Here is a 26,669-nt window from a genome sequence, read left to right as displayed (position 1 = left end):
GTTATGGATTCCATTTGTTGGAGAGTGCAGGCCTTACGGTTTTCAGGTCTGGCAGGTTGTCGAGGAAGTTGTCCGGGTAGTAACCGAAACTGGTCGCGCCCTGACGCTTGAGCCGGCCCATCCAGTCCGCCAGATGCACGGCATCGATATCGGCCTGATCCTTCTGGTTCCAGTCGCGCGCCTGCAATTCGAACACCGTGCGGTTGAGCGCGCCGGGACGTTTTTTCACCGTGGCGACCAGTTCTTCCAGCCACGGGCCGGACTCGGCCAGCGTCTGTTTTTCCATCAACGGCATGGCCATCGGCGCCGTCCAGTCGTAGGTAGCGAGGAAGTCATCGAGGTTCTGTGCGAACCACGCTTCGCTGTCGGGATTGAGCATCGGCTCGGCGAAGATATTGCGCGCGGTCAGCACCTGCGGGCCACGAATCGCACGGACCTTGGCGGTGAGTTCGTTGGTGAAGTCGATCAGGTAGCGGCTCTTGAAACGCGTCCAGCGCTGCATCGCCGCCGGGTCGTCGCGCAGTGCGGCAATCGAACCCGGCAAGCCTTGTGCGGCGTAGACCTTCAACGCGTCTGGAGTGGCATCTTCGAAATCCGACAGCACCGCGTCGTCATGGTAAAGAACGCCATCGATCGAGGTCAGACTCGCCAGGTCTTCGTAGATTTCCCCGATGATCCTGCGCACCTCGGGATTGAACGGTGACAGGCGTTTGTACTGCTTCGGATCGACCGATGTGGTACCGGTTTTCGGGTCCCAGCGGGTCACGCGCGGCAGCTTCGAATCCAGCTCGAAACTCAGCACCGGCATCCACGCATAGACCTTCACATGAGCGCGGGTACGCAGTTGCCAGGCGACGCGGTCGAAGAGGTCGGCGCGCACAGGCAAGTGGCGGTTGGGGAAGTACAGCGAGTGCACCAGACCATCGCCCTTGGGGTCGGCAAAAGCTTGCAGAAACACCGTGGTGGGGCCCAGGTCAGAAATGCGCTGCACCAGTTTGCCGAGGTTGATGTCCTGTTGCGCCGGGTCCGGATCGTAGACGTTATCCAGATCGACATGCACCACGCGCATCGCCAACTCTTCCTGCACGCCGACGATGCTGTTGGCAAAATGCTCGCCGTCAGGATCGGACGTCACGAGAAAGCGCGGCCCGCTCATCAGGTTGTCGAGGGTGTCGAGACCGTCGTCCAGCGTCAGGGCCATTTCATAGCCCTCGTCCCCCACTACGCTCAGCGACGTGCCGTCAGCGGCACCGTACGGCCAGACCCAGACTCGCGGTTTGTAGCCAGTGACCTTGCGGATCTTCTCCGAAATAGTCTTCACGTCGGTACGAATGCGTGCCTGGAAGTCGGCTTCGGATTCGTAGCGCTTGGTGACGGGGTCATAGCGCCGCGTCGCCGCCGCCGGCTGCAGGTTGCCCTGCGGGTTGGCAAGGATGCCCTTGTGGCTGGCGTCTGTATGGGCGGCGATTTCCACCAGCCCCGATCGGGAAATCTCGCGCACCTGCTCCCAGGTCAAAAGTCCGAACGCTTGCGCGGCGTGCCGGCGAAGTCCACCGGCTGGTTCAGCGGCGTATCGATCCAGGTGCCGACCGGCGCCAGCAAGGCGTGCCAGTTGTACGCACGCAACACCGGCAAGACGCGGGTATAGAAGCTGGCATAGCCGTCGTCGAAACTGAGCAGCACGGCTTTCGCCGGCAATTCCGGACCACCCTTGCGAGCGGCCATGATCTGGTCGACGGTCACTGGTTTGTAGCCGTTTTCACGCAGCCAGGCGAGCTGCTCGATCATGCGCTCGGTGCGCACTGCCACCACGGCCTGATCGGGATCACGGTCTTCAACGTCGTGGTAGGCAATGCCGAGCACATGATTTTTCGGCCACGGTTTTTCACTGGCCGCGACCGGGCGCTCGGAGGGCGGCGCGAAGGCCGGGGCTTGCTGGGCGCAGGCGCTGAGCAGCAGCGCTCCCAGCAGAAGGATGAAACGCGAGATAAAAGGCATCTTCAAACTCTTCTAGAAGCGGAAAGTGAGGTCGACGAGCAGACGCAGATCAGTTTCCCGATCACCGTCATAAGGCCGGTTGATCACACTGAACATGCCGCCCACATCGAACACGTCGTTCCAGGCGTACCGTTGGCCATAACCGAGCAACGCCATGCCGCCGGTGCCGTGGTCGCGTTGGCTGTAGGTGCCGGCGCCGGCCTGGAACTGCTGGCTCCAGGAAGTCTCGTAGCGGTGGTAGAGCACGTGGTTGACGTTGACCAGCGGCATCACGCTGAAGTCCGACTTCGGGTTGAAGTAGGGCACGTCATCGGATTTCGAGTTGTGGCTGGTGCCGACTTCCAGACCGGCGTCGACCTGGATGTTCGGCGCGCTGTAGAGACCTTCGCGCCCGGTGACCAACGCTTCGACACGGTTGTTGCCATCGCTGAAATGCGACGGGCTGACCGACACGCGCCACTCGCGGCTTTCGTTGGCGCGCCAGCGCAAGAACGCACTGCCGCCGTTGGCTTTGATGTCGCTGTTGAGCGCGCGCAGCGGCGTTTCCGCCGAGAGGTATTCGAGGCTGCCGCCGTATTGCCAGTGATCGTTGATGTCGCGGGCAATCGCCAGGCGCGCGCCCTGTTTGTCACCGAAGCCGTAATCGTGATTCGACACTTCGGCTTCGAGGGTCATGTCACGGGTACGCCGCTCCAGGCCGACACGCTGGAAACGATGGTGGCCGGTGCCTTCGGCGAAATCACCGGTGGCATAACCGGCACCGGCGAACACTCGCCAGTCTTCATTGATCGGCGGGCTGTACAGCGTGCTCTGGATACCGAAATCACGGCTGCCGCTGACCGCACCGGCGTCGCCACTGCCGCCACCGTTGGCTTTGCCGCCGTAGGCTTCGACGCGCAGTTCGGCCATGTCATGCACTTCCCGTTCGCGGGCCAGACGCTGCACCTGACGGTTGTCCGGATAGCGCGCGACCACATCGTCGACCAGCGCATCGTTCTGCCGCCACTCCTGCAATTCCATTGCGGTGCGCGCCTGAGCGACCTCCAGACCGGCATCGCGCGGTGCCGCGCTCTCGGCTTCCTTGAGTTGGCTTTCCGCGCGGCGTGGCCATTGGCGGGCGAGGTAGAGATCGGCCTGAGCCAGACGCAAGCCAAGGTTGCCCGGCGCCTGCTCGATCAGGGTCTGCAGCCGCTCTTCGCCGTGGGGCAGATCGGAACTGTAAGTGCCGGCCTGCGCCGCGAGTTGCTGGGCGTCCATCCATTCATCGTTGGGGTTGCCGATTGGCAGCCCCTTGAGCTCGACGCGCGGGCGCTGGGCTTTTGCTGCGTCTTCGGCGACCTTGCGCGCTTCGTCGGCGCGATCGCTTTCCAGCAGCGAGTAGTACAGCGCAGTGCTGTCCTCGAAGCGATCACCGGCGTCGGCGTCCGGCGCCGACAGCACTTGGCGATACAGATCGGTGGCAATCTCCGGCTCACGCTGATCGAGATAAGACGCTGCAACCCAACGCAGGGCATAGGTCGCAATCTGCACGCCCTCGGCTTGCAGCTTTTGATATTCGCTGATGACGTCGGCGGTGCGCGCCCGGGCCTTGAGCGCGCCCATGCGGTCGATGCGCCAGCGCGTTACGTCGTCGTGGGCAGTGGCGTCGGGCGTCCAGGTCGCGAGCAATTTGTCGTAATCGGCCAGCGCGCGGTCGGCAATGACGTAGCGTTCCTTTTCGCTGCGGGTGGCCAGTTCGGCAAGGCGCACGCGTTCGGCGGCGAGATCACCTTCGAGCCGGCGCAAGGTCACCGGATCAATCAAACCGGGACGTTGACTGGCCAGACGCAGCGCCGGTTCAGGCAGACGGGCCTTTTGCAGGGCGACCACGTACTCGCGGGCGACTTCCGGTTTGTTGCCGGCGCGGATGAAGGCTTGATCGAATTCAAACAGCGCATCGTATTGTTTGCCGGCGCGGCCGAGGGCATAGCCCAAGGCGAGGCGGCGGGAAGGATCATCGGGTTTGGCGGCAACCAGCGCCTGGGCGCGGGTGACGGCCTGATCGGGCTTGCCGGCATCGGCCTGAGTCAGCGCGAGGCCCAGTTGCAGGTCGGCGTTGTCCGGCTCCAGCGCCAGCGCTTTGTTGTAGACCTGGGTGGCCTGATCCCAGCGCTTGAGGTTGCGATAGGCACGCGCGGCGGCGGTCAGTGCCTGCACCGGCAAGACGCGGTCGCGACCCTGGGTTTCATAGACCTTAACCACTTCGGCATCGAGCCCGGCCCAACTGGCGATTTGCAGGTGATCGCTGACCTGGCCGTCGCTGGCCTGGCCCGGCGGCACCTGACGCAAAACCGTCAGCGCAGGCGTGTAGTGCCCGGCGCGGGCATCGCGCACCATCTCGTCGTAGGGTGTGTCGGCCAACGCCAGCACTGGCCAGAGCAACTGGCTGCACAGGGCGAATCGGAACAAAGGGCGCAAACCACGATGTAATACAGGGCCATCAATACGCGGCATTTGTCAGCATCCTTACATGGCCAGCCGGGTCGCAATGCCCTCCTTGCCCATTCGTAACGGTGGCCGACGATGACAGCCCTCGGCCAAGCTTGGTGAGGCAGTCTGCACGCAAGCGTAGTCGAATTTTCACAACGCAATAATTGTTCAGAATCGGCCTGTCTGTACAAAACCCGTACAGCAAAACGCCCGGCGCCTGTTCACACAGGGGCCGGGCGTCTGGAGGGCGCGCGGTGGGCTTATTGCTCTTGGGTGACGCCGGCAAACTTGCTCATCAGGAAGCCGATGAACTGCTCGACGGTCATTTTCTGGCCGTTGAATTCGACCTGATTGGCCGCGTAATGCAGTTTGGTCACCACGTTGGTGCCGTCGGCGACAGCCAATTGCGAACCGACCGCCATGCCGGCGAACATGTCCGCCGCTTCCTTGGACTGATCGACGATGGCTTTGGCGTCAGTCTGGCCATCGAGTTGCGCCTGCACGCTGAGCAAATCGACGAGCATCGGCTTGGACACCTGAATGTTCAGGTCGAGCAGCGCGATCAGTTGCTTGCCGAGTTGATCCGGCGGCAGGTCCATCGATTGCGGCTTGGTCAGGTCGATCACCAGATTGGCGCGGCTTTCACCGTTGGCGGTGTTGAACGACAGATTCTCCAGCGCCAATTGCGGGCCGGCCGCCAGCAACTTCTGCAGATCGGCTTTGACCTGGGCGTTTTCCGCTTCGGTCAGATTCAGCTCCGGTGCCGGCAACCCCTGTGCGGCAGCTTCGGCGGCAGCTTTTTCATACGGCTGCAGTTTGGTCTGGTAGATCTGCATCAGCGACATGGTCGACGGAATGTCGAGGTTCTTCAGGCTCATGGCCATGGCCGCCGAACCGACTTTTTGTCGTTGAGCGTCACTTCGCCGATTTTGTAGTCGGCACGCCCCGAGGCGTTGCTGCCGCTTTCTTCGGTGCGGTTCTTCATTTCGAAGTTCTTCACGCCCAGCATCATCGGCTTGGCGCCGAAGGTGGTTTTGCTGCTGGTCACTTCCAGGGTGTTTTCCCCGGTGTAGTAGCCGTAGCTGCTCTTGGCGAGGTTGCTGGCCAGGGTCAGGCCGTTGAGCTCGACCTGCACCGGCGCCTGGTCTTCCGACACGGTGACCAGTTTCAGGTTATCCATGTAGCCGTCGGCCTTGACCTTCTGCGCCTGGGCGCTGGCGGCGATGTCCATGCTCAGACCGGAAAACTTCAGGCTCGACTGCTCATCCAGCGCAGTTTCGAACGGCACCAGATTCAGAGTGCTGGTGGTCGATTCGTCGTAACCGATGTTGGTCACGCCCTTGAGCGGCGCGGCGCCGTTGGTGGCGGCGAACCATTTTTCCGTGGACGGGCTCTTTTCCAGCTCATAGTTGCTGGTGGCCATGACCGGCAGCCACTTCAGCGAAACCAGACGCGAGAACGGCAGCGGGCCGTGTTCGATGTGGTCGACGAACAGCAGCTCGACCGGCGCATCGCCGAACATCTCGCCCTCGCCCTTGAGGCGATAGTGCGCAGTGCTGGTGAAGGTGTGGCGTTCCAGCGACACCAGTTCCAGCGACGCGGTGCCGTTGGAGCCGGCCATGGCGGTCTGCAACTCTTTATTGGCGTTGGTCACGGCGTTGTTCAGTACGCCTTCGATCTTGGTCCCGGTGTACCAGGCCCCGCCTGCGCTGATCGCGCCAATGGCAACAAAAATTCCGAGAAGCACGCCTGCTGATTTATTCATGAATGACCTGATCGGTTTCCGTGGCTGTGGATGAAGTCGTCTTCCTTGAACCCGGGATCGGGTCACGGCTCGACTGTGCGCAATTAAGCGGTGGAGATTAGCACCGGGCGCGGAAGACGGCCCAATGTTTAAAGGTTAAAGAGTGTCTAAGGGGGAATGGACAGTCGGCAGGAGCGAAGAGTTTCGGTGTTTTGCGGGCCTCTTCGCGAGCAGGCTCGCTCCCACCAGGACAGTGCTGTACCTGTGGGAGCGAGCCTGCTCGCGAAGAGGTCGGTGGATTCACAGCAAATCAGGAATACTGAACCTCGATTTCATCCAGCTGATGATCAAAGCTCTTCAGCCGAGCGGTCCAGGTATACACCAGCACTTCAAAGTCGCGATCGATCACCGCTCCGCCGGTGGTATCCGCCCGCACATCGCAGAAATCCAGCTGATAGCGTTCGCGGGCCATGGCCGTGGCGACGTCGGACAGCTCGCGGGCGTTGTTCAGCCAGTGCCAGCCGTCATCGGCGATCTGCTTGTCGAGTTCCAGGCATTGCTTCTTCAGGGCTTCGAGGCTTTTTCCAGCGGCGTGCCGGTGAGCTCGCCCATGACTTCGGCGAAGGTTCGCCCGGGCTGCCAGTAGCTGCCCCAGAAGTAGCGGTCGAACACGGTTTCGACGCGGCGCAGGGCGACTTTGGTGTCCCAGATCAGCACGAGCATCTTGCCCCGTTCGAGCTGGCGCTTCTTGACCCGTTGCAGCTGAATCGAGGTCCACGCGACGACGACGATCGCCATCACTGCGATCAGTGCAACGGCGCTGTCGAGGAAGATCATCGCCGTATCGATCTGGTGGGCCAGCATGATCCCGTAGAAATACGTGGCCGAGAGCAGCACCAGTGCCACCAGAGCGCACCAGAAGCCGAGAGCGTAAGGGTTTTTCATTATTGGTTTCCCTGGGCCAGCACGAGCAATGTGCATTGCAGGAGCGCTTGGCATGGGGCGCCCCTCCAACACTTCAAAGCATAGCAACGGCCTCAGGGTTTGCTGGCGCTCGAGGTGTTCGTTCGTCCGCTTTCCCAGCCACCGCCCAAGGCGAGGAACAAATCGATCTGGCTCATCGCGACCTGGGTGTTGGCGGCGGCCAGTTGCGCGGTGACATCAGTGTAGGTGCGGGTTGCTTGCAGGTCGGCAAGGAACGACTCGCGGCCGGCCTGGAAGAAGCGGTGCGTCTGCTCGGCGGCGAGCTTCGCCGACTGTTCGGCTTCGGCCAGCGCATCGCGGCGTTGCAGCAGCGCGCTGTACTGGGCCAGACCGGTCTGGGTCTCGCGGATGGCGTTGAGCACCACGCCGTCGAAATGCGCCAGCGCGCCTTGAGTGTTGGCCTCGGCTTCACGAATGCGCGCACGGGCGCCGTTGGTCGGTACTTTCCAGCTCAGCGACGGGCCAAAGCCCCAGCGGTTGGTCGACGGGTCGCCAAGGTCATCAATGATGCCGACGGTGCCGATGGTCGCGCCGATGCTGATGTCCGGGTACAGCTCACCGGTGGCGATGCCGATGCCGGCGGTTGCCGCTGCGAGACGCCGCTCGGCCTGACGAATATCCGGGCGGCGCTTGAGCAGCGCAGCGCCGTCACCGACCGGCACCAGTTGCGCGATCTTCGGCAACTCGGCGCAACTGGCGGTACCTGCCGGCAACTGTTCGACCGGTTTGGCCAGCAGCATCGACAGACGGAACAGCCCGGCCTGACGCGCTGCTTCATAGCGCGGCAAGTCGGCGCGCAGGGATTTGAATTGGGTCTGCGAACGGGTGACCTGGGTCTCGTCGCCCCGCCCGGCGTCACGCAGACGCTGGATCAGCGTGGTGCTCTGCGATTGCAGATCGAGAGAGTGCTCGGCGATTTCCCGCTCTTCGTTGGCTGCGCAGACCTGGGTGTAAGCACGAACCACGTCCGCCACCAAAGTGATGCGCGCCGTGTCGGCGGCGGCCTGAGTCGCATCGGCATTGGCTTTGGCCGCTTCGATGCCGCGTTGCAAGGTGCCCCACAGGTCGAACTGGTACGAAGCGCTGATGCCGATATCGGCAATGTTGGCCACCGGGACTTTCTCCGGCAGCAGGAACGCTTGACCGGATTCCTGCAAACGTTGCGCGCCCATTTTCACCCCGCCGCTCCAGCCACCAGCGGCCTCGGCTTCATCCACCTGAGCACGTGCCCGCGACAGGTTCGCCGCCGCCACGCGCAGGTCGGTATTGGAAGCCATGGCCTGCTGCACCAGTTGATCAAGGCGCGGGTCTTTATACAGCCGCCACCAGTCGGTCGGCACCGGCGCCGAGATTACCGGTTTGCCGGCGACTGCCAGCTCGCCCTGAATATCCATGCGCTGCACCGCCGCGTCGGCGGGCACCTGATAATCCGGGCCGACCATCTGACAGGCCGAGAGCATCACGCCCAACCCGGCGATCAACCAGGCCCTGCTCATGGCTGCGGCTCCTCATGCTGGTCGTCGATGATCGACACGGTGGCGGTACGCCCGGCGATCATGCGGAAGTCGGCCGGCACCTCATCAAAAGCGATGCGCACCGGAATCCGCTGCGCCAGGCGTACCCAACTGAACGCCGGGTTGACGTTGGGCAGCAGGTTGCTGCCGCTGGTGCGGTCGCGGTCTTCGATGCCGGCGACGATACTTTCGACATGTCCGCGCAACCGCGCGCGGTCGCCGATCACGCGAATATCCACCGATTGCCCGACGTGGATGCCGTCGAGTTTGGTTTCTTCAAAATAGCCGTCGATGTGGAAGGAGTTGCTGTCGACCACCGACAACACCGGGCGCCCGGCGGTGACGAATTCCTGCGGACGCGGCGCGCGGTCGTTGACGTAACCGTCGACCGGGCTGCGGATCACCGAGCGATCGAGGTTGAGCTGCGCACTGTCGACCGCCACCAAGGCTTCGGCCAATGCCGACTGTGCACGGGCGACGCGCGACTGGCTTTCTTCCAGCTGTTCGGCCGGCACCAGATTGCCGAGGCCACGGTTACGCTTGGCTTCACGCTGGGCCTGGGCGAGGGTTTCTTCGCGATCGGCAACGGCGGCCTTGGCCTGGCGCAGGGCCAGTTTGAAGCGATCCTGGTCGATGCTGAACAGCACCTGGCCACGCTTGATCAACTGGTTGTCCTTTACCTCGACCTGCTGGATCAACCCGGACACGTCCGGGGCGATCTGGATGATGTCGGCGCGAATGTGGCCGTCGCGCGTCCACGGCGCGAACATGTAATACATCACCATGCGCCAGACGAGGACAACGGCAAAAGTCACGATCAGCAGGGTCAGGACCACGCGACCGATGGTCAGAAACGGTTTTTTCATGTCATCAGGTATCGACTGAGTGAGTCCACGCCGTACAGCAGCACGGCGTAGAGCGCCACGTTGAACAATGCCCGGTGCCAGACCAGACGGTAAAAGTGCAGGCGTTGCAGCACGCCATGCACCAACAAAAACAGCACGTAAGTAATGCCCATCAGCACCAGCAGGGTCGGCAGGAAAATGCCGCTGATATCCAGATCACCGATCATAGGGGCGCTCCATCGGGCAGCGGTTCTTCGGGCTCGGCGCTGGAGACGAACTCGACGCCGGGCAGCAAGGCCAGACGCAGACCGCTCAAGGCGTGCAAAAGGTGTCGACGGGTTTCATCGTCGCCCTGGCCGTTCAGCGCTCGGCGGGTACGATCGAGTGTCATCAGCAGACCGCTCGGTGCCGGCAGGCGTTCGTCGGCTTTGAGGCACGCGCGGAAATACTCGCCGACCTCGCTCACCACTTGTCGCAGCAGGGCGTTTGGCACGCCAGTGACGCGCGGGGTGTAGGCAAGCAGATCGAGCATATTCAGACCGACACGCACTTCGCGCATGGCGATGCCGGTGTCCTGACCGGTCAGGGCCAGACGCGGCAGGTGCTGCATCAGCCGATCGAGCAACTGCACGCCCAAATGTCGATGCTCGGCGAGACTGGCCGGCTCGGTCATGCTGACGATGTCTTTCCAGCTGAACCGGGTCAGACGCTTGGCCGCCAGCTCGGCGCCGAACGGTCGCGCCACCAGCGTCCAGATGAAAGCGAACAACAGCCCCAGCGGCCCGGCGAGGTTGGAGTTAGCAAAGGCGAAAAAGTCCGCGTCGTAAGCACCCTGAATACTGATGAACGACGAGGTATTGACCAGCGTCAGCAGCATGCCGAGGTAGAATCGCGGCTGCACGGTCAGCGTGCCGACGCAAATGAACGGCACGGCAAACGCCAGCACCAGCATCGGGAAATCGTGCAGGTTGGGCAGAATCAGAAACAGGTAAAGGCTGGCGAACAGCACCGACATCCCGGTCCAGAAAAAGAACCGGTAAATCTGCGGCGCCGGGTCGTCCATCGAGGCAAAGAAGCTGCACGCCACCGCTGCCAGGATCACCGCGCTGCCGCCGTCCGGCCAGCCGAGCAGGATCCACAGCACCGAAGCAACAATGATCGCCAGAATGGTCGAGGTCACCGAGTAAAGCATCAGCCCGCGATCGATGAACGGCGTCAACCGGCCCAGGCGCCAGTGCCGGTACACCGCGCGCCAGCTGTCCTGGCGCTCGCACAGAATCGCATCCTGCAGGCTGCGGCAGTCCTGCCACAGATCGATGAATTCACCGAGGCGGTAGATGGCGTTGGAGAACAGCAACTGCTTGCGCTCCTCCAGCGCTTCGGCGCTCGGTTGCAACGCGTCAAGTTGATCTCTGAGTGCTTGCCAGCGCTCGAGATTGGCGTCCGCGTGGCCCAGCCATTCCCGGGTCGCGGTCAGCAACGGCTGGAATTTCTCCACCAGTTCCGGGGTGCGACGTTCGAGGGCGTAAAGCGAATCCTCGAGGGCATCGATCACCGGCAACAGGTGAATCATCCGCCCGCGCAGTTCCTTGGTGTTGCGCACGGTTTGTGGCCGCGCGCCTTCGTGGGGCAACTGGCCGATCATCAACTCGAGGCTGTTGAAATTGGCGACCATGGCCATGCGCAGCGCGGTGACTTCTTCCGGCTGCACATCGCGGCTGAGAAACTTCAGGCTGTAGCTCGTCGCATCGGCGAACCACTTGCTCACGGCATCGTTGAACACCGGCGCCAGCCGACGCGGCCAGAACATCGCACCGACCACCGCAGCGACGGCGATGCCAAGGAAAATCTCTTCGGTACGAGCCTCGGCCACATCCCACACCGCCAGCGGATTATCGACCACCGGCAGGGCAATCAGCGGCAAGGTGTAACCGGCCAGCATCAGCGCATAGCTGTTGGCGGTGCGCAGATGCAGGGACATGAACAGCAGAATGCCGGTCCACAACGCGATCACCACCACCAGCACATAGGGGCTCTGTACGAACATCGGCACGAAGAGCACCGCCGCCGCCGCGCCCAGGAAAGTGCCCGCCGCGCGGTACAGCGCTTTTGAACTGGTCGGGCCGAGAAACGGGCTGGAGACAATGTACACCGTGGCCATCGCCCAATACGGACGCGGCATTTGCATGAGCAAGGCGATGTACAGCGCAATCATCGACGCTGCAAAAGTACGGACCCCGTAAAACCAGTCACGGGCCGGCGGCATGCCAGTGAAAAAACCGTTCAAGAGTTGACCACCACAGGCGAACTCGCCGCCTCAAAAGCCCTCAGTACCCGAAGCGTAGCTTCCAGATCGCTGCGTTCGATGCCTTCCAGCACTTCGTGGCGCAAGCGCACCAGCTCGGCCTCCACCGCTTGCACCAGCTCGCGGCCGGTATCGGTCAGGCTCAGGCACTTGGCCCGGCGATCCTGCGCATCTTCGGTGCGACAGACGTAACCGGCGTGGCACAGCTGATCGAGCAAGCGCACCAGCGAAGGACTCTCCATCCCCGCAGCCTGGGCGACTTGTACCTGACGCACGCCCTCGCCCAAGCGGCCGATCATCAACAAGGGCACGGCGCAGGCTTCGGAAATTCCATAGTTGACCAGCGTGGTCTGGCAGATCTTCCGCCAATGCCGGGCGGCCACCACCATGGCGCTGCTGATGTTCATCTGGAGACTGTCGAGGGAATCGGACACGGGATAACTGACACTGTTAGTTTGCTAACTATCAATATCGCATTTGAGGGGAATTTCAGTCAAGTTTTGAAACAAATCTTTCCGCTGAAGACCGTCCTATATTTCATCAATCTCGACAGGGCGACCAATTTCTCCTCGGCGCGCCTGAACAACACAAGCCAATTCGAGATCATCGATACGGTCCAGCAAGTCCTTAAAATGCTTGGCTGATATCAGGATCGCGATTGCTTGACCCTGATGATCCTGAACGGAAATCGGCCCGAACTGAGCGGTTTCAATAATGGTCTCGGGGCAAACTGTCAGTTGCAAAAGACTCGTCGATTGGATTGGCAAAAAGGATTTCATGCTCAACTCTCCAGCTCTTAGAGCTGCGACACTACTGCAATGCGGTCTCTATCTCTCACGCATTCTGTAAGTGGGGTTTGCCTTAGCTCGATGCACCGCGCCCCTTACGCAACATCACATTCAACTGATCCACCACCTCCGCCCAATCCGCATCGTCGAGAATCTCCTCGCGCAAGAACTGCGCCTGGCTTTCCGTCCAGAAAAACGCGTCGGCCAGATGCAAATCCGGCTTGAGCGGCGAATGGGTGGCGATGAATTGGTCGATGCCGGTCGGGTCGTCGGCGAGGCCGAGTTGTTTGAACAGGGCCGGTAGGCTGTGCTGCGGATTTTCCATGATGCAACTCCTCTGCAATTCAGGTCCGGCGTTGCGCCGTTCGCTGCAGTGGAGTTGATCATAGCTGTCGCTGCGGGTTCAGGGTCTGGCGAGGTCAGGTGAGCCTGCGGCCAGTTGCGCGGCCGGATAGACCGATTGCCATCCGCCGCCCAACGCTTTGTACAACCCGACCATCGCCAGGGACACGCCGGTCGAGCTTTCCACCCATTGCTCCTGAGTGGCGAGCAAAGCGCTCTGCACGGTGAGGACGTTGACGAAATCGACCACGCCTTCGACGTATTGCTGTTGCGCGGTGCGCAGGGCGATCTGGTTCTGGCGCACGGCTTCGGCGAGGCTGTCACGACGGCGCTGACTGGCGTTGTAGGCGGTCAGTTGATCATCGATTTCATGCCAGGCGCGCAGCACGGTTTGCTGGTAGGCGATGGCTGCTTCCTGCTGCTGAGCTTCACGCAATTGCAGCATCCCGCGCAGGCGACCGCCGTCGAATAACGGCAGGCTGAATTGCGGGCCGATGCCGAAGGCACGCGAGCCCCATGAACCGAAATCGCTCAGCTGCATGGCCTGTGAACCGAGGTTGCCGGACAGGGTAATGCGCGGATAGAAATCGCCCTTGGCCACGCCGATGTTGGCGGTGGCGGCGTGCAGACGCGCTTCGGCCTGGCGGATATCCGGACGACGTTCGGCCAATTGCGACGGCAGACCGATGGCGACTTGCAGTGGCGACTGCGGCACTGCCGCGTCTGTGGATAACGCTTGAGCGAGGGCCTGCGGTGGTTCGCCCATCAACAGACTGATCGCGTTGATCAGTTGCGACTGACGCTGCTCCAGCGCTGGCAGGCGTGCTTCGATGGCGGCGACTTGCGCGGCGGCTTCGGCGACGTCGAGATCGGTCGCGACGCCATCGGCCAGCCGCAGCTGCGAGAGTTTCAGGCTATGCCGGGCGACGTCGAGGTCTCTGCTCGGTGACGGCACGGGTGTTCTGCACCCCGCGCAGCTGAATGTAGTTTTGCGCGGTGTCGGCGAGTACTGTCAGCAGCACACCACGACGATCATTTTCCGCCACTTCGAGATTGGCATCGGCGGCTTCAGTTTCACGGCGCACGCGCCCCCAGAAGTCCAGCTCCCATGAGGCGGAGAAACCGGCATCCCACAGGTTGAAGGCCTCGTCGCCGTTATTGCCCGATGGATCGTTCAAGCCTTTGCCACTGTTGCGTTTGCGCCCGTAACTGCCGGTAGCAGAGCTGTTCGGATAACGCTCGGCGGTGATCACCTGGCGCGCGGCGCGGCTTTGTTGCAGGCGGCTGCTGGCCAGCTGCAGGTCGAGGTTGCTGTTCAGCGCGCGCTGGGTCAGCGCGGACAGCTGCGGGTCGTGGAAGGTTTCCCACCAGCGTTCGTTCAAGGGTGCGCTGACGGCCTGGCTTGGCGCGGATTGGCTCGGTTTGGTCCAGTCGGCAGGTTGAGCGGCTTCGGGTTTCTGGAAGTCTGGGCCGACGGTGCAGGCGCTGAGACTGATTGTGAGCAAGGCACTCAGGGTGAGTTGCTGCCAATGCCCCCGTCGCTGGCAAGCCAGCTCCCACAAAGATTGTGCAGGTTGTGCAAAATGGTTCAGCCTGCCAATGCCCCCTGTGGGAGCTGGCTTGCCAGCGATGAGGCCAGCCGATTCAACACCGATCATCGCTGCGTCACCTCGCGCCCGGACGCCTTTGAGCTGGCGGTATCAATACTCGCCTCGACCGACATCCCCACCCGCAAGCGCTCGGTCAGTGGCTGGCCCGGCTCCAGCACGATCTTCACCGGAATCCGCTGCACCACTTTGGTGAAATTTCCCGTCGCGTTATCCGGTTTCACCGCCGCGAAGGTCACGCCCGTTGCCGGCGCAATGCTCTCGACGCGGCCAGTCAGGGCTTCGCCGCCGAGGCTGTCGACCCGCACTTGCACATCTTGCCCGGGCTGCACATCGGTCAACTGGGTTTCCTGAAAGTTGGCGACCACGTAGGCCTGTTGCAACGGCACCACCGCCAACAGCTTGCTGCCCGGCGTGACGTAAGCCCCGACACGCACCGCACGCTCGCCGATCATGCCGTCCTGCGGCGCGGTGATGCGCGTATAGGACAGGTTGAAACTGGCGATCTCCAGCGCCGCCTGCGCATGTTTCAGATTGCCTTCGGCGGCGTTGCGCTGGGCGGTGAGAATCTCGACCTGCTTGCGTTCGGCCGCCAACTTCGCGGTCGCGGTGTCGAGGCGCGCCGACGCCTGATCGATGCGCGTGCGCGCCTGCTGCGCGTTCTGCACGGTGCCGGCGCCGACACCGGCGAGGTGGTTGTAGCGGTTCAGTTCCTGTTGCGCGAAGGCCATTTCCGCTTTGGCCGAGACCACTGCGGCCTGCGCTTGAGCAATCAGCGAAGCCTGACGCTCCAGGGTCGCGTTGGCGTTCTGCAACTGCGCACGCGCGACCAGGGTTTGCGCATCCGCCGCTTCCGCCGCTGCGCGCAAATCACGGTCATCGATCAGCGCCAGCAACTGCCCGGCCTTGACCTGTTGGTTGTCTTCGACCAGCACCTGCTTGATGAACCCGGCCACGCGCGGCACCACCAGCGTGTAGTCGGCCGAGACAAACGCGTCATTGGTGGTTTGCTCGGTGCGGTGGCCGAAAAGCCCGGGCATCGCCAGGTACACCAGCACGCCCACCGCCAGCGCGGCAGCCACGGCCACCGCGAGTTTTTGCTTGGATTGAGTCATAAAAACCTTCAGTTTCAGTGCAGCAATCAGGACGGCGCGCGCGGCGGATAAATCCGCGTCGGCAGCCAGAAAATCAGCAGAATCAACGCCACGGCGACGCCAGCCATGCACAGGTACAAATCGGACGAAGTCAGCACCACGGCCTGCTCGTGCAAGCGGTGGGCGAGGCCCGGATCGCTGTGATCGGCCAGCGGCGAATTGCCGAGGCTGTCGACCAACATGCTCGAATGAAAATGCAGGCGCGATGTGGTCAGCGCTTCGATGACGCCGGTGGCAACCACCGCGGCCAGGCCTTTGACGGTGTTGAACCACGCCGACGCGAACGGCCCTTCCATCGGCGTGATACTACCGGTCGACAACATCAACAGCGGCAACACCGCCATCGGCTGGCCGAAAATCTGCAGCCATTGCAGCACGTAGAAATCGTCGCGAATCCACGCCGAAGTCAGGTGCGAACCGCCCAGGCAGGACAGCGCGAGCATGCCCAGCCCAATGCCGAGCACCCAGCGGCAATCGACCCAGCGCAAATTGCACAGCGCGGCCACCAGCGGCAGCGCGATCAATTGCGGCAGCGCGGCAATGAGCATGATCGGCGCGGTTTGCGCCGGACGATAGCCCTGCACCTGGGCCAGATAACTCGACGGAATCAGCACCACCGCCAGCAGCACGATCAGCACCCCTGCAAGGGTGATCAGGGCGAACAACAGGTTGCGGATGCCGAGCATCTGCAGTTTGAAAAACGGAATCGGCTGCGACCATTCATTGATTATAAAAGCCACCAGCAGCAGCGAACCGGCACCGAGTAATCCACAGATCAGATTCGACTCGAACCAGTCCAGTCGATTGCCCTGCAACAGACCGATCACCAGCATGCAGATCGCCGGAAAGCCCAGCAGCAGGCCTTTCCAGTTGAACTCCCTGAGACGTTCCAGCCGCAGCGGATCCTGCGGCAATCCGTAAGCCACTGCAGCCATTGCGATCAGGCACGGCACGATGATCTGCCAGAAGGTCCATTGCCAGCCGACGTATTCAGTCCACAGACCGGCCAGCGGCGTGCCGAGTCCCGGGCCGAAAGTCGCGGTCAGTGCGTAGCCGGCCAGTCCGTACAGTTTGATGTTCGCCGGGAGGAAGCGCAGCGCAACGGTCATCAACATCGGCGGCAATGCGCCGCCCGCGAGGCCTTGGAGGATGCGCATCAGCAGCAGACTTTCGTAATTCGGGGCGAACGGGCACAGCACCCCGAGCAGGGTAAACAGGCCGATCGCGCAGAGGGTGAAGCGACGCAGCGAGAAGGTCACCGAGCACCACGGCGCGAAGGCCATGGCCGCGACCGACGTGGCGGTGTAGCTGGCGACCAGCCAGGTGCCTTCGTCGTAACCGATGTGCAGCGCACCGCGAATATCGGCGAGTGCGACTTTGGTGACCATCTCGTTGAGGCCCGAGACCAGCACGGCCAACAGCACGCCGACCAGACCAATGATGATCCGCGCCCCGAACACCGGTGGCGCAGCCGCCGTCGCCGGGCTGGTCGCGGCAAGGGGGCCGTGACCGTCAGGGATGTCATGAATGAAAACTCCGGGGGTGAAAATACCGGAGCATTTTAGTGGGGCTTGATGCTGACGAAAATTGACTTATCGGCAGGTTATAAGTGCATCTGGTGCAGCAATGAACTTCCTGTGGGAGCGAGCTTGCTCGCGAAGGCGTCGTGCCAGCCAACTTCATCTGTGACTGATCTACCGCTTTCGCGAGCAAGCTCGCTCCCACAAGGTTTTGTGTCGGTCCGAAGGCTAGGGCTGTGCCGCCAGCCACGTTTCATCGCAGCAGGTCTTGAGGGTTTCGCGCAGCCAGCGGTGGGCCGGGTCCTTGTCGAAACGCGGGTGCCAGGCCTGGGTCAGCATCAGCATGGGCAGTGGAATCGGCAGGTCGAATGAACGCAGTTTCAGGCCCAGCCGCCGCACGCTGAGCAGGGCTTCTTTAGGCACCGGAAGGATCAGGTCGGAGTCGGGCAAGGCAAACATCGCAGCATGGAAACTTGGCGCGATCACCGCGACCCGGCGCTCCAGCCCCAACGCATTCAACGCCGTGTCGATCGGGCCGCGAGCGATGCCACGCCGCGACATGCTGATGTGGGAAAAACCGGCGTAGCGCTCGGCAGTGATTTCGCCATCGAGCAACGGATGATTTTCGCGCACCAGGCCGACGAAATGGGTGGAAAACAGGTTCTGCACCTTCACTTCTGGCGTGAGCGGACGGGTGTTGCTGACGCTCAGATCGATGCGTCCTTCGCGCAGCGCCTCATCGTCGCCATCGCCTTCCGGGACGAAGCGCAATTCGCAATGCGGGGCGAGTTGGTCGAGGGTGTCGAACAGCTTGCCGCCGTAAACGCCGACGAAGAAATCATTGGCGCGAATGCTGAAGCGTCGACGCAAGGTACCCAGCTCGACGCTGTCGGCGGAGCGAAACAGCAGCGCCGCCTGCTCGACCACATCGCGCACCTGTTCGCGCAGCTCGAGAGCCTTGGGTGTCGGCACCAGGCCACGCCCGGCGCGCACCAGAATCGGATCGCCGATGGCTTCGCGGATCCGCGTCAGCGTGCGACTCATGGCCGCCGGGCTGAGGTTCATCCGCCGTGCCGCACCGACCACACTGCCCTCGTCGAGCAAGGCATCGAGAGCGACCAGAAGGTTCATGTCCGGGAGTTGCATGCTGAGCACTCTTGGCTGATCTGGATTGATCACGGCGCAATGCTAGCAAACATCCTTAAAGAGTGGCGGCGCCAGCGCTGGCCTCTTCGCAGCAGGCTCGCTCCCACCTTAGAATGCGTTCTCATGTGGGAGCGAGCCTGCTCGCGAACAGGCCGGAACAGCCAACGAAGATCTCAGCGTTGCATTCCCCAGCGCTTGACGGTCACGCGCTCAAGGGTGGCAAACACCAGATTCTCCACCAGCAAGCCAATCAGAATCACCACCGCCAACCCGGCAAACACCTTGTCGGTGTACAGCTCATTGCGATTCTGAAAGATGTACCAGCCCAGCCCGCCCTTGCCACTGGTTGCGCCAAATACCAGTTCGGCGGCGATCAGGGTACGCCAGGCAAACGCCCAGCCAATCTTCAAACCGGCGAGAATCGAAGGCAGCGCCGCCGGAATCAGGATGAACAAGACCAAACGCAATCCCTTGAGGCCATAATTGCGCCCGGCCATTCGCAGCGTTTCGGAGACGCCGAGAAATCCGGCATAGGTATTCAACGCCAGCGCCCACAGCACCGAATGCACCAGCACGAAAATCAGACTGTTCTGCCCCAATCCGAACCAGAGCAGCGCCAGCGGCAACAGGGCGATCGCCGGCAACGGGTTGAACATCGAAGTCATCGTACTGAGCAGATCACGTCCCAACTGGGTCGAAACCGCCAATGTCGTCAGAGCGAACGCGAGGACAATGCCGATCAGGTAACCCTTGATCAGCACCACCAGGGATATCCACACCTTGGCCAGCAACTCGCCACTGAGCAGACCGTCGAACAGGGCCTGCGCGGTTTGCAAAAACTCGGCAGCATCAGGTCGTTGTTCTGAATCCGCGCGACCACTTCCCAGATGATCGCCAGCACGATCAGGATCAGGCTTTTGCGCAGCCAGCCCTGTTGCCAAAGGCGCGTCGCAAGCGGCAATTCGCGCTCGACCGGCACTGCGGTCAGCGGCTCGAGCACGGTTTCGAATTCTTCACGCACGGATGATGAATGGCTCATCGGGTAGACCTCCTGGCCGTTCAATAGGCGATGCGAATGTCGTTGAAGTGGTGATCACGTTCGGTCTCCGGCGCCTGGCCCTCATCGAACAGCAGACGATGAATGCGCCGCGCCGATTCCTGAAACGCCACGCCGCCGAGGCTGTGCAGATCGTATTGATGGCTGTGCACTTCGGCGCGCACCCGCCCCGGATGCGGCGACAGCAAGAGGATGCGATTGCCGATCACCAAGGCTTCTTCGATCGAATGAGTGACGAACAGCAGGGTGAAACGAACCTCTTCCCAGAGCAGCAGCAACTCCTCCTGCATCTTGCGGCGGGTCAACGCATCGAGTGCAGCGAAGGGTTCGTCCATCAAAAGAATTTTCGGCTGCATGGCCAAGGCCCGGGCGATCGCCACCCGTGCTTTCATGCCGCCGGACAAGGTGTGTGGATAGGCGTCGGCGAACGCTGCGAGGCCGACCTTTTCCAGATAGTGCAACGCACGCTCTTCGGCTTCTTTCTTGTTCAAGGTGCGCGAGGCGAGCAGCGGGAACATCACGTTCTGCTTGACGGTTTTCCACGGCGGCAACTGGTCGAATTCCTGAAACACCACAATGCGGTCCGGCCCCGGCGCATCGACGCGCTGGCCTTGCAGGCGGATCTCGCCTTCGCAAGGCTGGATGAATCCGGCGACAGCCTTGAGCAAGGTCGATTTCCCGCAACCGGACGGGCCAAGCAGGACGAACCGGTCAGCCGGGTCGACGGCGAAACTGACTTGATGGGTAGCGCGCACCACCCGCTGCGGCGTGCGGTATTCGAGGCTGACGTGATCGACGGCCAGCAACGCTTCGCTGCGGGCGATCGGGTTGCTGGCCGCGTGGCCTGGCAAAGGGGCGTTCATGGTCGATCTCCGGCAAATCAGAAAGGCGCGTCGCCCTGGATAGTCGTGCGATACAGCTTGCGGCGCAGATGCGCAGGGCAGCCGGCGGCGAGGTGGATCAGCGAACGGTTGTCCCAGAACACCAGATCGTGCGGTTCCCACTGATGGCGGTAGATGTTTTGCGGCAGCACGCTGTGAGCGAAGAGTTCGCCGAGCAACTGGCGGCTCTCGTCTTCCGGCAGACCGACGATGCGCGTGGTGAAGCCTTCGCTGACGAACAAGGCCTTGCGGCCGTTTTCCGGATGGGTGCGCACCACCGGATGCACTACTTCAGCGACCTGAGCCAACTGTTCCGGGGTCAGGGTCGGGCGCCAGTTGCCTTCGAATTTGGTTTCACTGTAGCGCGCTGTGTAGGAATGCGCGGCAGAGCGTCCTTCGACCGCAGTGCGCAACGCAGCGGGCAAGTCGTCCCAGGCTTTGTGCATGTCGGCAAACAGCGTGTCGCCGCCCTCGGCGGGCAGCTCCTGAGCGTGCAGCATCGAGCCGAGGCTCGGCAGCTCTTTATAGGAAAGATCGGAATGCCAGAACTTGCCGGCATCACCGAGACCGATGTTCTGGCCATTCTCGATGATGTTGGAAACGATGAGAATTTCCGGGTGGTTGGCCAGCAGGAATTGCTTGAGCACATGGATCTGCAACACGCCGAAGCGGCGGCTGAAATCGATTTGCTGTTGCGGGGTGATCTGCTGATCGCGAAAGACCACGACATGGTGATCCAGGTGCGCGCGGTGAATGCGCGCGAAGTCCTGATCATTGACCGGCCGGCTGAGGTCGAGGCCAACGATCTCGGCGCCGACGGCACCGCTGAAGGGACGAATTTCGAAGATTTGCGGCGCGGCAATTGCGGCGCTTTCGGTGGCAGTAGCGGCGGACATCAATCATCTCCCACGCACGGCGCGCTCACGGACGCGCTCGTCGATCAGACACTCACGCTGGATTGCGTGTCGGTTCAGGTCGTGCGGCGCGCCGATTGGTCGGCAGGTACGCAGGCGGGTGACTTTATAGCTATAAGAATTGGAAATTAAATACCGTTAATGAATAACGATATGGCGATTGGTGAGGGGTGGGTGACCATTTTTGTCACTTACCGACGGATATGTAGCGCTTCGAAAGACGCCTTCGCGGGCAAGCCCGCTCCCACAGGGTTCGCATATGGACTCCAGATATTTGTTGAAAACAGATAACTGTGGGAGCTGGCTTGCCAGCGATGAGGCCAGCGAGGCCACTGGGGATCAACGCTCGTGCAACGCTTCGGCCCGCGCCCGGATGATCGGCTTGAGCAAATAGCTCAACACCGACTTCTTGCCGGTGATGATATCCACCGACGCCACCATCCCCGGGATGATCAGCAGTGGCTTTTCATCCGTGCCCAAGTGGCTGCGCTCGGTGCGCACCTTGATCACGTAGTAAGTGGTTTTCTTGTCTTCGTCGGTGATGGTGTCGGCGCCGATCTGCTCCAGCTGCGCCTTCAGCCCGCCGTAGATGGTGTAGTCATACGCGGTGAATTTGACGATCGCTTCCTGCCCCGGATGCAGAAAGGCAATGTCCTGGGGGCGGATCTTCGCTTCGACCAGCAGGGTGTCGTCCAGCGGCACGATTTCGACCATGTCGCTGCCCGGCTGGATCACGCCGCCAATGGTGTTGACCAGCAATTTATTGACAATGCCCCGCACGGGCGAGGTAACCAGCGTACGGCTGACGCGGTCTTCCAGCGCCTTGCCGGTGGCCTGGGCCTTGTTCAGATCGGTGCGCGCTTCGTTGAGCTGGGTCAGCGCTTCGCTGCGGAATTTGCCGCGGGTTTCGTCGATCTTGCGTTGCACTTCCTTGATCGCCGATTCGGCACGCGGAATGGCCAGCGTGGTCGCATCGAGCTGGCCGCGGGTTTCCACTTCGGCACGCTTGAGGCGCAACACTTCCACCGGCGAAACCGCGCCCTGCGCCACCAGCGGCTCGGACATGTTGATTTCCTGACGCTGCAAGCCGAGTTGCTGACGGTACTGCGCCTGCTTGGAGCTGAACTCACGCAGCTCTTGCTGACGCTGGATCAACTGCTCCTGCAGGCCGCCGATTTCATCGTGCAACTGCTGACGGCGGCTGATGTACAGCGACTCTTCGCTTTTCGCCTGGCCCGGCACGGCTTTGAGCACGTCCTCGGGGAAATTCAGCGGACGGTCATCGACTTCCGCGCTCAAACGCTCGACCCGCAGCAACATCGACAGGCGATCGGCCTCGGTTTCGCCGACATTGGAGGCAAAACGTGTGTCATCGAGACGAATCAGCGGCGCGCCGGCCTCGACGATCTGGCCTTCCTTGACGAACAGCTCGGAGACGATACCGCCCTCCAGGTTCTGGATTTTCTGGATCTTCGACGACGGAATCGCCTTGCCGTCGCCCTTGGTCACTTCGTCGATCACGGCGAAGTTGGCCCAGAGCATGAGGAATACGAAGAAGCCGATGATCGCCCAGATGGTCAGGCGCACGACGCGCGGGGCGTCTTCGATCAGCGCCTTGTTGACCTCCGGCAGCGGCTGGCCCTGCAGCGAGGCAGAGCCCTTGAAGTAGCGACGGATCGACTCCTTGACACCGGACTTAAGCAACACTGATCTGCCCCTTCTTCAACGCTTCCATCACGGCGGCTTTCGGGCCGTCGGCGAGAATCTGCCCGCGATCGATCACCAGCAGGCGATCGACCAGCGACAACAGCGATGCCCGGTGCGTGACCAGCACCACGGTCTTGTTTTCAATTACCGCTGCGAGACGTTGCTTGAGGCGTTCTTCGCCGGTGTTGTCCATCGCACTGGTTGGCTCATCCATCAACAGAATCGGCGGATTGAGCAACAGCGCCCGAGCCAGGGCGACGTTCTGCCGTTGGCCGCCGGAAAGGTTCTGTCCACGCTCGCCGACTTGCAGTTCATAGCCCTGCGGGTGCAAACGGGCGAATTCGTGGACGCCGGCCAGTTCGGCGGCTTGCAGCACCAACTCGTCTTCGACGTAACGCGCGCCGGAGACCAGGTTGTCGCGCAGGGTGCCGGACAGCAGCTGAATATCCTGCGGCACGTAGCCGATGTTGTAGCGCAGTTCGCTGACGTCGATCTGGCGGATATCCACGCCGTCGACCAGCAAGGCGCCGTCGTCCGGTTGATACAGGCCGACCAGCAGTTTAGCCAGCGAACTCTTGCCCGAACCGCTGCGGCCGATGATGCCGATTTTTTCGCCGGGACGGATGACCAGGTTAATGTTCTTCAGCGCCGGGTTCTGCTGGTCCGGGTAGGTGAAGCTGAGTTGGCGGCATTCAATAGCACCCTGCAAGACCTTGCGGCTCAGCGGACGCTCTTCGAAATTGCGCTCCTGGGGCAGTTCCATCATCTGGTCGACCGAAGCCATGGTCACCCGCGCCTGTTGATAGCGCGTGAGCAGACCTGAGAGCGAGGCCAGCGGGCTCAGCGCGCGACCGCTGAGCATGTAGCAGGCGATCAGCCCGCCCATGCTCAGGTTGCCGGCGATGATCTGGTACACGCCGAAGACGATCATGATCACCCCGGCCAGTTGCTGGATCAGCAAGGTGATGTTCATCGCCAGACCGGAGAGCATTTTCACTCGCAGCTCGAGACGACTGAGGGTGCCAATGGTTTGCTCCCACTGATACTGGCGCTCGCTTTCGGCGTTGTTGACCTTGACCGCATCCAGACCGGCGAGGGTTTCGATCAGGCTCGACTGGCGCTCGGCGCCCAGCGCCATGGTGCGCTCCATGGTCGCGATCAGCGGCTTCTGCAAGGCGTAGCCGATCAGCAGGGCAATCGGGAAGGCCAGCACCGGAATCCATACCAGATGCCCGCCGAGAATGGCGATGACGATGAAAATCAGAATGGTAAACGGCAGGTCGATCAGACTGGTCAGGGTCAGCGAGGCGAGGAAGTCGCGCAGGCTCTGAAACTCGTGGATGTTCTGCGCAAAACTGCCGACCCGCGCCGGGCGGTATTTCATCGCCATGCCGACGATGCGCTCGAACAGCGTGGCGGAGATGATCAGGTCGGTTTTCTTCCCGGCCAGATCCAGGCACAGGCTGCGCAGGCTCTTGAGGATCAGGTCGAAGATGTAAGCTCCGGTGATACCGAGCGCCAGCACCCACAGGGTTGCTTCGGCCTGGTTCGGTACCACGCGGTCGTAGACGTTCATCACGAACAGCGGCGCGGCCATGGCGATGATGTTTATCAGGAAACTGGCGGCGATCGCATCGGCGTACAGCCAGCGCGAACGCTTGAGGGTGTCACGGAACCACGAGCGTGCACGCGGGATCAGCGTGCCGTGGTTGACGTCGAATTTGTGCTGCGGCTGGGCGAAGAACACTTTGCCGGTGTAATCGTCGCTCAGCAGTTCACGGCTGACCACCGACTCGCCGCCGTCGCTTTCGCTGAGCAGCACGCGTGCTTCGTCGTCGCCCTGCCAGCCGAGCAGGACGGCACTGCGGCCATCCTTGAGCAGCAACAGCGCGGGCATGGCGATCGCCGGAATTTCTTCTAGCTTGCGCTGCAACACCCGACCCTGCAGGCCGGCGCGAGCGCTGCGCGCGGCAGCAACTCGATACTCAAACGTTGTTTGGGCAGCGGCAGGCCGGTGGTCAGCATCGCCGCGCTGGCGGGCTTCTGGTGCAGCATGCACAGGGCGAGCAGACCATCCAGCAACGGATCGTCATGCAACGCGCGCGGATCATGGCTGAGTTGAACTCGACTGACTTCTGATTCCACGCTCGACACTCTTTAACAGTTGAAAGGGATAACTCAGTTCATCCCAGGCAGCTGGACCTTGGGCTTCACGTCGTTCTGCACAACGGATGCCAACGGCGCGACCACTCCCTGGCTTTTGAGCAATTGGCCCATGGTCGCCTTGATTCGATACTGAGTAAATAACTGAATGTTCTTGATTTCCGCCAGACGCCGCGAAGCAGTGAACAGTTCGTTTTCGCTGTCGAGCAAGTCCAGCAGAGTGCGTTCACCGAGACTGAATTGACGCTGGTAAGCGGTGCGCACCGAAGTGCTGTGATCGACGTATTGCTGAGCGATCGGTACCTGAGCGTTGGCGTTGTTCAGCGCGTTCCAGGCCAGGCCGAGCTCTTCGTTCAACTGCCGCAGGGCGTTGTTGCGGATGTCCAGCGCCTGGTTGGCCAGGTACGACTTGGATTCCAGATCGGCTTTGTTGCTGCCACCGGAATACAGGTTGAAACGCATGCGCAGCATGGCCTGCCATTCGTTGTTGTGGCCATTCTGGCCATCGAGATCGTTGTCGGCGGTACGCCCCAGCTCAGCGTCGAAGCGCGGGTAGAAGGTCGATTTGGCGGTGGCGAACTGCTTCTCGGCAGCGGCGATGTCCGACTCGGCGGAACGCAGGATCGGGCTGTTTTCCAGCATTTGCGCGCGGGCTTCATTGAGGTTGGCCGGCATCATCGCCATGAACGGCGCCGGACGCTCGAGCTGGTCGGGCATCTGGCCGACAGCGCTGAGGAAGTTGGTTTCCGCGTCGGCGAGGTTGGTCTGTTCGGTGATCAGGTTGTTGCGGGCTTGCGCCATACGGGCTTCGGCCTGATCAAGATCGGCACCGCTGCCGACGCCGCGCTGGGTGCGCAATTGGATCTGGTCGTAGATGCGCTGGTGGCTCTTGAGGTTTTCCTCGGCTAGGCGGACGAATTCGCGACGCGTCAGCACATCCAGATAGACTTGGGCGACGGTCAGTGCAGTACGCTCGGAAGTGCCCAGCAACGAGTAAGCACGGGAGCTGACGTTGGCTTGTTGACGCGCAACTTCGTTGGACGTCGCGAAACCGTCAAAAACCATTTGCGAGAGACGTAAACTTGACTCGCTGCGGTTCAACGTCTCCCAGTGATTGCCGCCACCGTTGGCTCGGGTGGTCACGCTATCAGTACCTTCACGGCCATAACCGCCCAGCAGATCGACCTTGGGCAGGTATCCCCCTTTCGCAGCCTTCAATTGATAATCCGCCGCCAAACGACTGTTGACCCCTGCCTGAATCTCCGGATGGACATCCAGCGCCTGTTGCATGGCTTCTGGTAAGGATTGTGCTTGTACAAAAGAGGCGGCGAGAGCGAAGGGAGCGGCAAGGAGCAAAAGCGAACGCATGGTTGGAATTTTCCCGGAACTTCTTGTCTTGAATCACAGCAAAAACGTGGCGCTGCGTCGGATGATGGCAACCCGAAAGACCGTATGTCGGAAAGTTCAAAAAAGGAACTGGATGACAGGCTGAAGGACAGGTCGCCGCGGAAATATCAATGTGACATTAGTG

At 61.7% G+C, this 26,669-nt stretch carries 15 protein-coding genes and 7 pseudogenes; 1 reads left to right on the top strand and 21 read right to left on the bottom strand.

Translation table 11 applies throughout. The features are described from left to right. Position 1: 1 nt before the first annotated feature. The 14 genes and pseudogenes from pgaB to LJU32_05390 form a co-directional block, all read right to left on the bottom strand. Positions 2 to 1,998 (bottom strand): annotated as a pseudogene (gene pgaB, locus LJU32_05455) (poly-beta-1,6-N-acetyl-D-glucosamine N-deacetylase PgaB). A 12-nt stretch (positions 1,999 to 2,010) separates the two neighbouring features. Further along, a complete protein-coding gene (gene pgaA, locus LJU32_05450) occupies positions 2,011 to 4,491 on the bottom strand; it encodes a poly-beta-1,6 N-acetyl-D-glucosamine export porin PgaA (GenBank protein ID WKV89787.1) in 2,481 nt (826 codons plus the stop codon). 236 nt (positions 4,492 to 4,727) lie between these two features. After that, positions 4,728 to 6,232: pseudogene (locus LJU32_05445) on the bottom strand (YdgA family protein). 289 nt (positions 6,233 to 6,521) lie between these two features. Beyond that, positions 6,522 to 7,156: pseudogene (locus LJU32_05440) on the bottom strand (NADH:ubiquinone oxidoreductase subunit N). A gap of 92 nt (positions 7,157 to 7,248) precedes the next feature. Then, entirely contained in the window at positions 7,249 to 8,691 is a 1,443-nt protein-coding gene (locus LJU32_05435) for a TolC family protein (GenBank protein WKV89786.1), read from the bottom strand. Next, positions 8,688 to 9,575 carry an HlyD family secretion protein gene (locus tag LJU32_05430; GenBank protein WKV89785.1) on the bottom strand — a complete coding sequence of 296 codons (888 nt, stop codon included), beginning with the start codon at positions 9,573 to 9,575 and terminating at the stop codon, positions 8,688 to 8,690. Before LJU32_05430 ends, LJU32_05435 begins: the two co-directional genes overlap by 4 nt. Beyond that, complete coding sequence (locus tag LJU32_05425; GenBank protein ID WKV89784.1) at positions 9,572 to 9,781, bottom strand: DUF1656 domain-containing protein; 210 nt, start codon at positions 9,779 to 9,781, stop codon at positions 9,572 to 9,574. The genes LJU32_05430 and LJU32_05425 overlap by 4 nt, the downstream gene beginning before the upstream one ends. Beyond that, positions 9,778 to 11,841, bottom strand: coding sequence for an FUSC family protein (locus tag LJU32_05420; protein WKV89783.1), 2,064 nt, complete (start codon positions 11,839 to 11,841; stop codon positions 9,778 to 9,780). Before LJU32_05420 ends, LJU32_05425 begins: the two co-directional genes overlap by 4 nt. After that, entirely contained in the window at positions 11,838 to 12,266 is a 429-nt protein-coding gene (locus LJU32_05415) for a winged helix DNA-binding protein (GenBank protein ID WKV91042.1), read from the bottom strand. Before LJU32_05415 ends, LJU32_05420 begins: the two co-directional genes overlap by 4 nt. Before the next feature lie 123 nt (positions 12,267 to 12,389). Next, positions 12,390 to 12,638 carry a hypothetical protein gene (locus LJU32_05410; GenBank protein WKV89782.1) on the bottom strand — a complete coding sequence of 83 codons (249 nt, stop codon included), beginning with the start codon at positions 12,636 to 12,638 and terminating at the stop codon, positions 12,390 to 12,392. A gap of 82 nt (positions 12,639 to 12,720) precedes the next feature. Beyond that, entirely contained in the window at positions 12,721 to 12,972 is a 252-nt protein-coding gene (locus LJU32_05405) for a DUF2789 domain-containing protein (GenBank protein WKV89781.1), read from the bottom strand. A 78-nt stretch (positions 12,973 to 13,050) separates the two neighbouring features. Then, positions 13,051 to 14,647, bottom strand: a pseudogene (locus LJU32_05400) (efflux transporter outer membrane subunit). Continuing rightward, entirely contained in the window at positions 14,644 to 15,711 is a 1,068-nt protein-coding gene (locus tag LJU32_05395) for an HlyD family secretion protein (protein ID WKV89780.1), read from the bottom strand. Before LJU32_05395 ends, LJU32_05400 begins: the two are co-directional and overlap by 4 nt. A gap of 26 nt (positions 15,712 to 15,737) precedes the next feature. Next, positions 15,738 to 17,270, bottom strand: a complete 1,533-nt coding sequence (locus tag LJU32_05390) for an MFS transporter (protein WKV91041.1) — start codon at positions 17,268 to 17,270, stop codon at positions 15,738 to 15,740. A 54-nt stretch (positions 17,271 to 17,324) separates the two neighbouring features. Between LJU32_05390 and LJU32_05385 the strand changes: the two are divergent. Then, a pseudogene (locus LJU32_05385) lies at positions 17,325 to 17,477 on the top strand (DUF4381 domain-containing protein). A gap of 21 nt (positions 17,478 to 17,498) precedes the next feature. Here LJU32_05385 and LJU32_05380 read toward each other — a convergent pair. The 7 genes and pseudogenes from LJU32_05380 to LJU32_05350 all read right to left on the bottom strand — a co-directional run bounded on the left by LJU32_05380 (position 17,499) and on the right by LJU32_05350 (position 26,506). Continuing rightward, entirely contained in the window at positions 17,499 to 18,416 is a 918-nt protein-coding gene (locus LJU32_05380) for a LysR family transcriptional regulator (protein ID WKV89779.1), read from the bottom strand. Between the two features lie 173 nt (positions 18,417 to 18,589). Continuing rightward, positions 18,590 to 19,455: pseudogene (locus LJU32_05375) on the bottom strand (ABC transporter permease). Between the two features lie 20 nt (positions 19,456 to 19,475). Continuing rightward, positions 19,476 to 20,336 (bottom strand): ABC transporter ATP-binding protein, encoded by an 861-nt coding sequence (locus LJU32_05370; GenBank protein WKV89778.1) that lies wholly within the window; start codon positions 20,334 to 20,336, stop codon positions 19,476 to 19,478. A 17-nt stretch (positions 20,337 to 20,353) separates the two neighbouring features. Beyond that, complete coding sequence (locus tag LJU32_05365; GenBank protein ID WKV89777.1) at positions 20,354 to 21,250, bottom strand: TauD/TfdA family dioxygenase; 897 nt, start codon at positions 21,248 to 21,250, stop codon at positions 20,354 to 20,356. Between the two features lie 357 nt (positions 21,251 to 21,607). Continuing rightward, positions 21,608 to 22,975 (bottom strand): HlyD family type I secretion periplasmic adaptor subunit, encoded by a 1,368-nt coding sequence (locus LJU32_05360; protein ID WKV89776.1) that lies wholly within the window; start codon positions 22,973 to 22,975, stop codon positions 21,608 to 21,610. After that, positions 22,965 to 25,120: pseudogene (locus LJU32_05355) on the bottom strand (type I secretion system permease/ATPase). Before LJU32_05355 ends, LJU32_05360 begins: the two are co-directional and overlap by 11 nt. Before the next feature lie 33 nt (positions 25,121 to 25,153). Next, positions 25,154 to 26,506, bottom strand: coding sequence for a TolC family outer membrane protein (locus LJU32_05350; GenBank protein ID WKV89775.1), 1,353 nt, complete (start codon positions 26,504 to 26,506; stop codon positions 25,154 to 25,156). Positions 26,507 to 26,669: the final 163 nt, after the last annotated feature.

Source organism: Pseudomonas sp. B21_DOA (assembly GCA_030544685.1).
Lineage (GTDB): Bacteria > Pseudomonadota > Gammaproteobacteria > Pseudomonadales > Pseudomonadaceae > Aquipseudomonas > Aquipseudomonas fluorescens_AO.
The sequence above is the reverse complement of the archived record's forward strand: the minus strand, read 5'-3'. Positions and strand labels throughout refer to the sequence as shown.

Excerpts from the sequence above, each read along its gene's own strand:
- pgaA (WKV89787.1), bottom strand. The coding sequence starts at position 4,491 with ATGCCGCGTATTGATGGCCCTGTATTACATCGTGGTTTGCGCCCTTTG.
- LJU32_05425 (WKV89784.1), bottom strand. The coding sequence starts at position 9,781 with ATGATCGGTGATCTGGATATCAGCGGCATTTTCCTGCCGACCCTGCTG.
- LJU32_05405 (WKV89781.1), bottom strand. The coding sequence starts at position 12,972 with ATGGAAAATCCGCAGCACAGCCTACCGGCCCTGTTCAAACAACTCGGC.
- LJU32_05365 (WKV89777.1), bottom strand. The coding sequence starts at position 21,250 with ATGTCCGCCGCTACTGCCACCGAAAGCGCCGCAATTGCCGCGCCGCAA.
- LJU32_05415 (WKV91042.1), bottom strand. The coding sequence starts at position 12,266 with ATGAACATCAGCAGCGCCATGGTGGTGGCCGCCCGGCATTGGCGGAAG.
- LJU32_05350 (WKV89775.1), bottom strand. The coding sequence starts at position 26,506 with ATGCGTTCGCTTTTGCTCCTTGCCGCTCCCTTCGCTCTCGCCGCCTCT.
- LJU32_05380 (WKV89779.1), bottom strand. The coding sequence starts at position 18,416 with ATGCAACTCCCGGACATGAACCTTCTGGTCGCTCTCGATGCCTTGCTC.
- LJU32_05395 (WKV89780.1), bottom strand. The coding sequence starts at position 15,711 with ATGACTCAATCCAAGCAAAAACTCGCGGTGGCCGTGGCTGCCGCGCTG.
- LJU32_05430 (WKV89785.1), bottom strand. The coding sequence starts at position 9,575 with ATGAAAAAACCGTTTCTGACCATCGGTCGCGTGGTCCTGACCCTGCTG.
- LJU32_05370 (WKV89778.1), bottom strand. The coding sequence starts at position 20,336 with ATGAACGCCCCTTTGCCAGGCCACGCGGCCAGCAACCCGATCGCCCGC.
- LJU32_05410 (WKV89782.1), bottom strand. The coding sequence starts at position 12,638 with ATGAAATCCTTTTTGCCAATCCAATCGACGAGTCTTTTGCAACTGACA.
- LJU32_05435 (WKV89786.1), bottom strand. The coding sequence starts at position 8,691 with ATGAGCAGGGCCTGGTTGATCGCCGGGTTGGGCGTGATGCTCTCGGCC.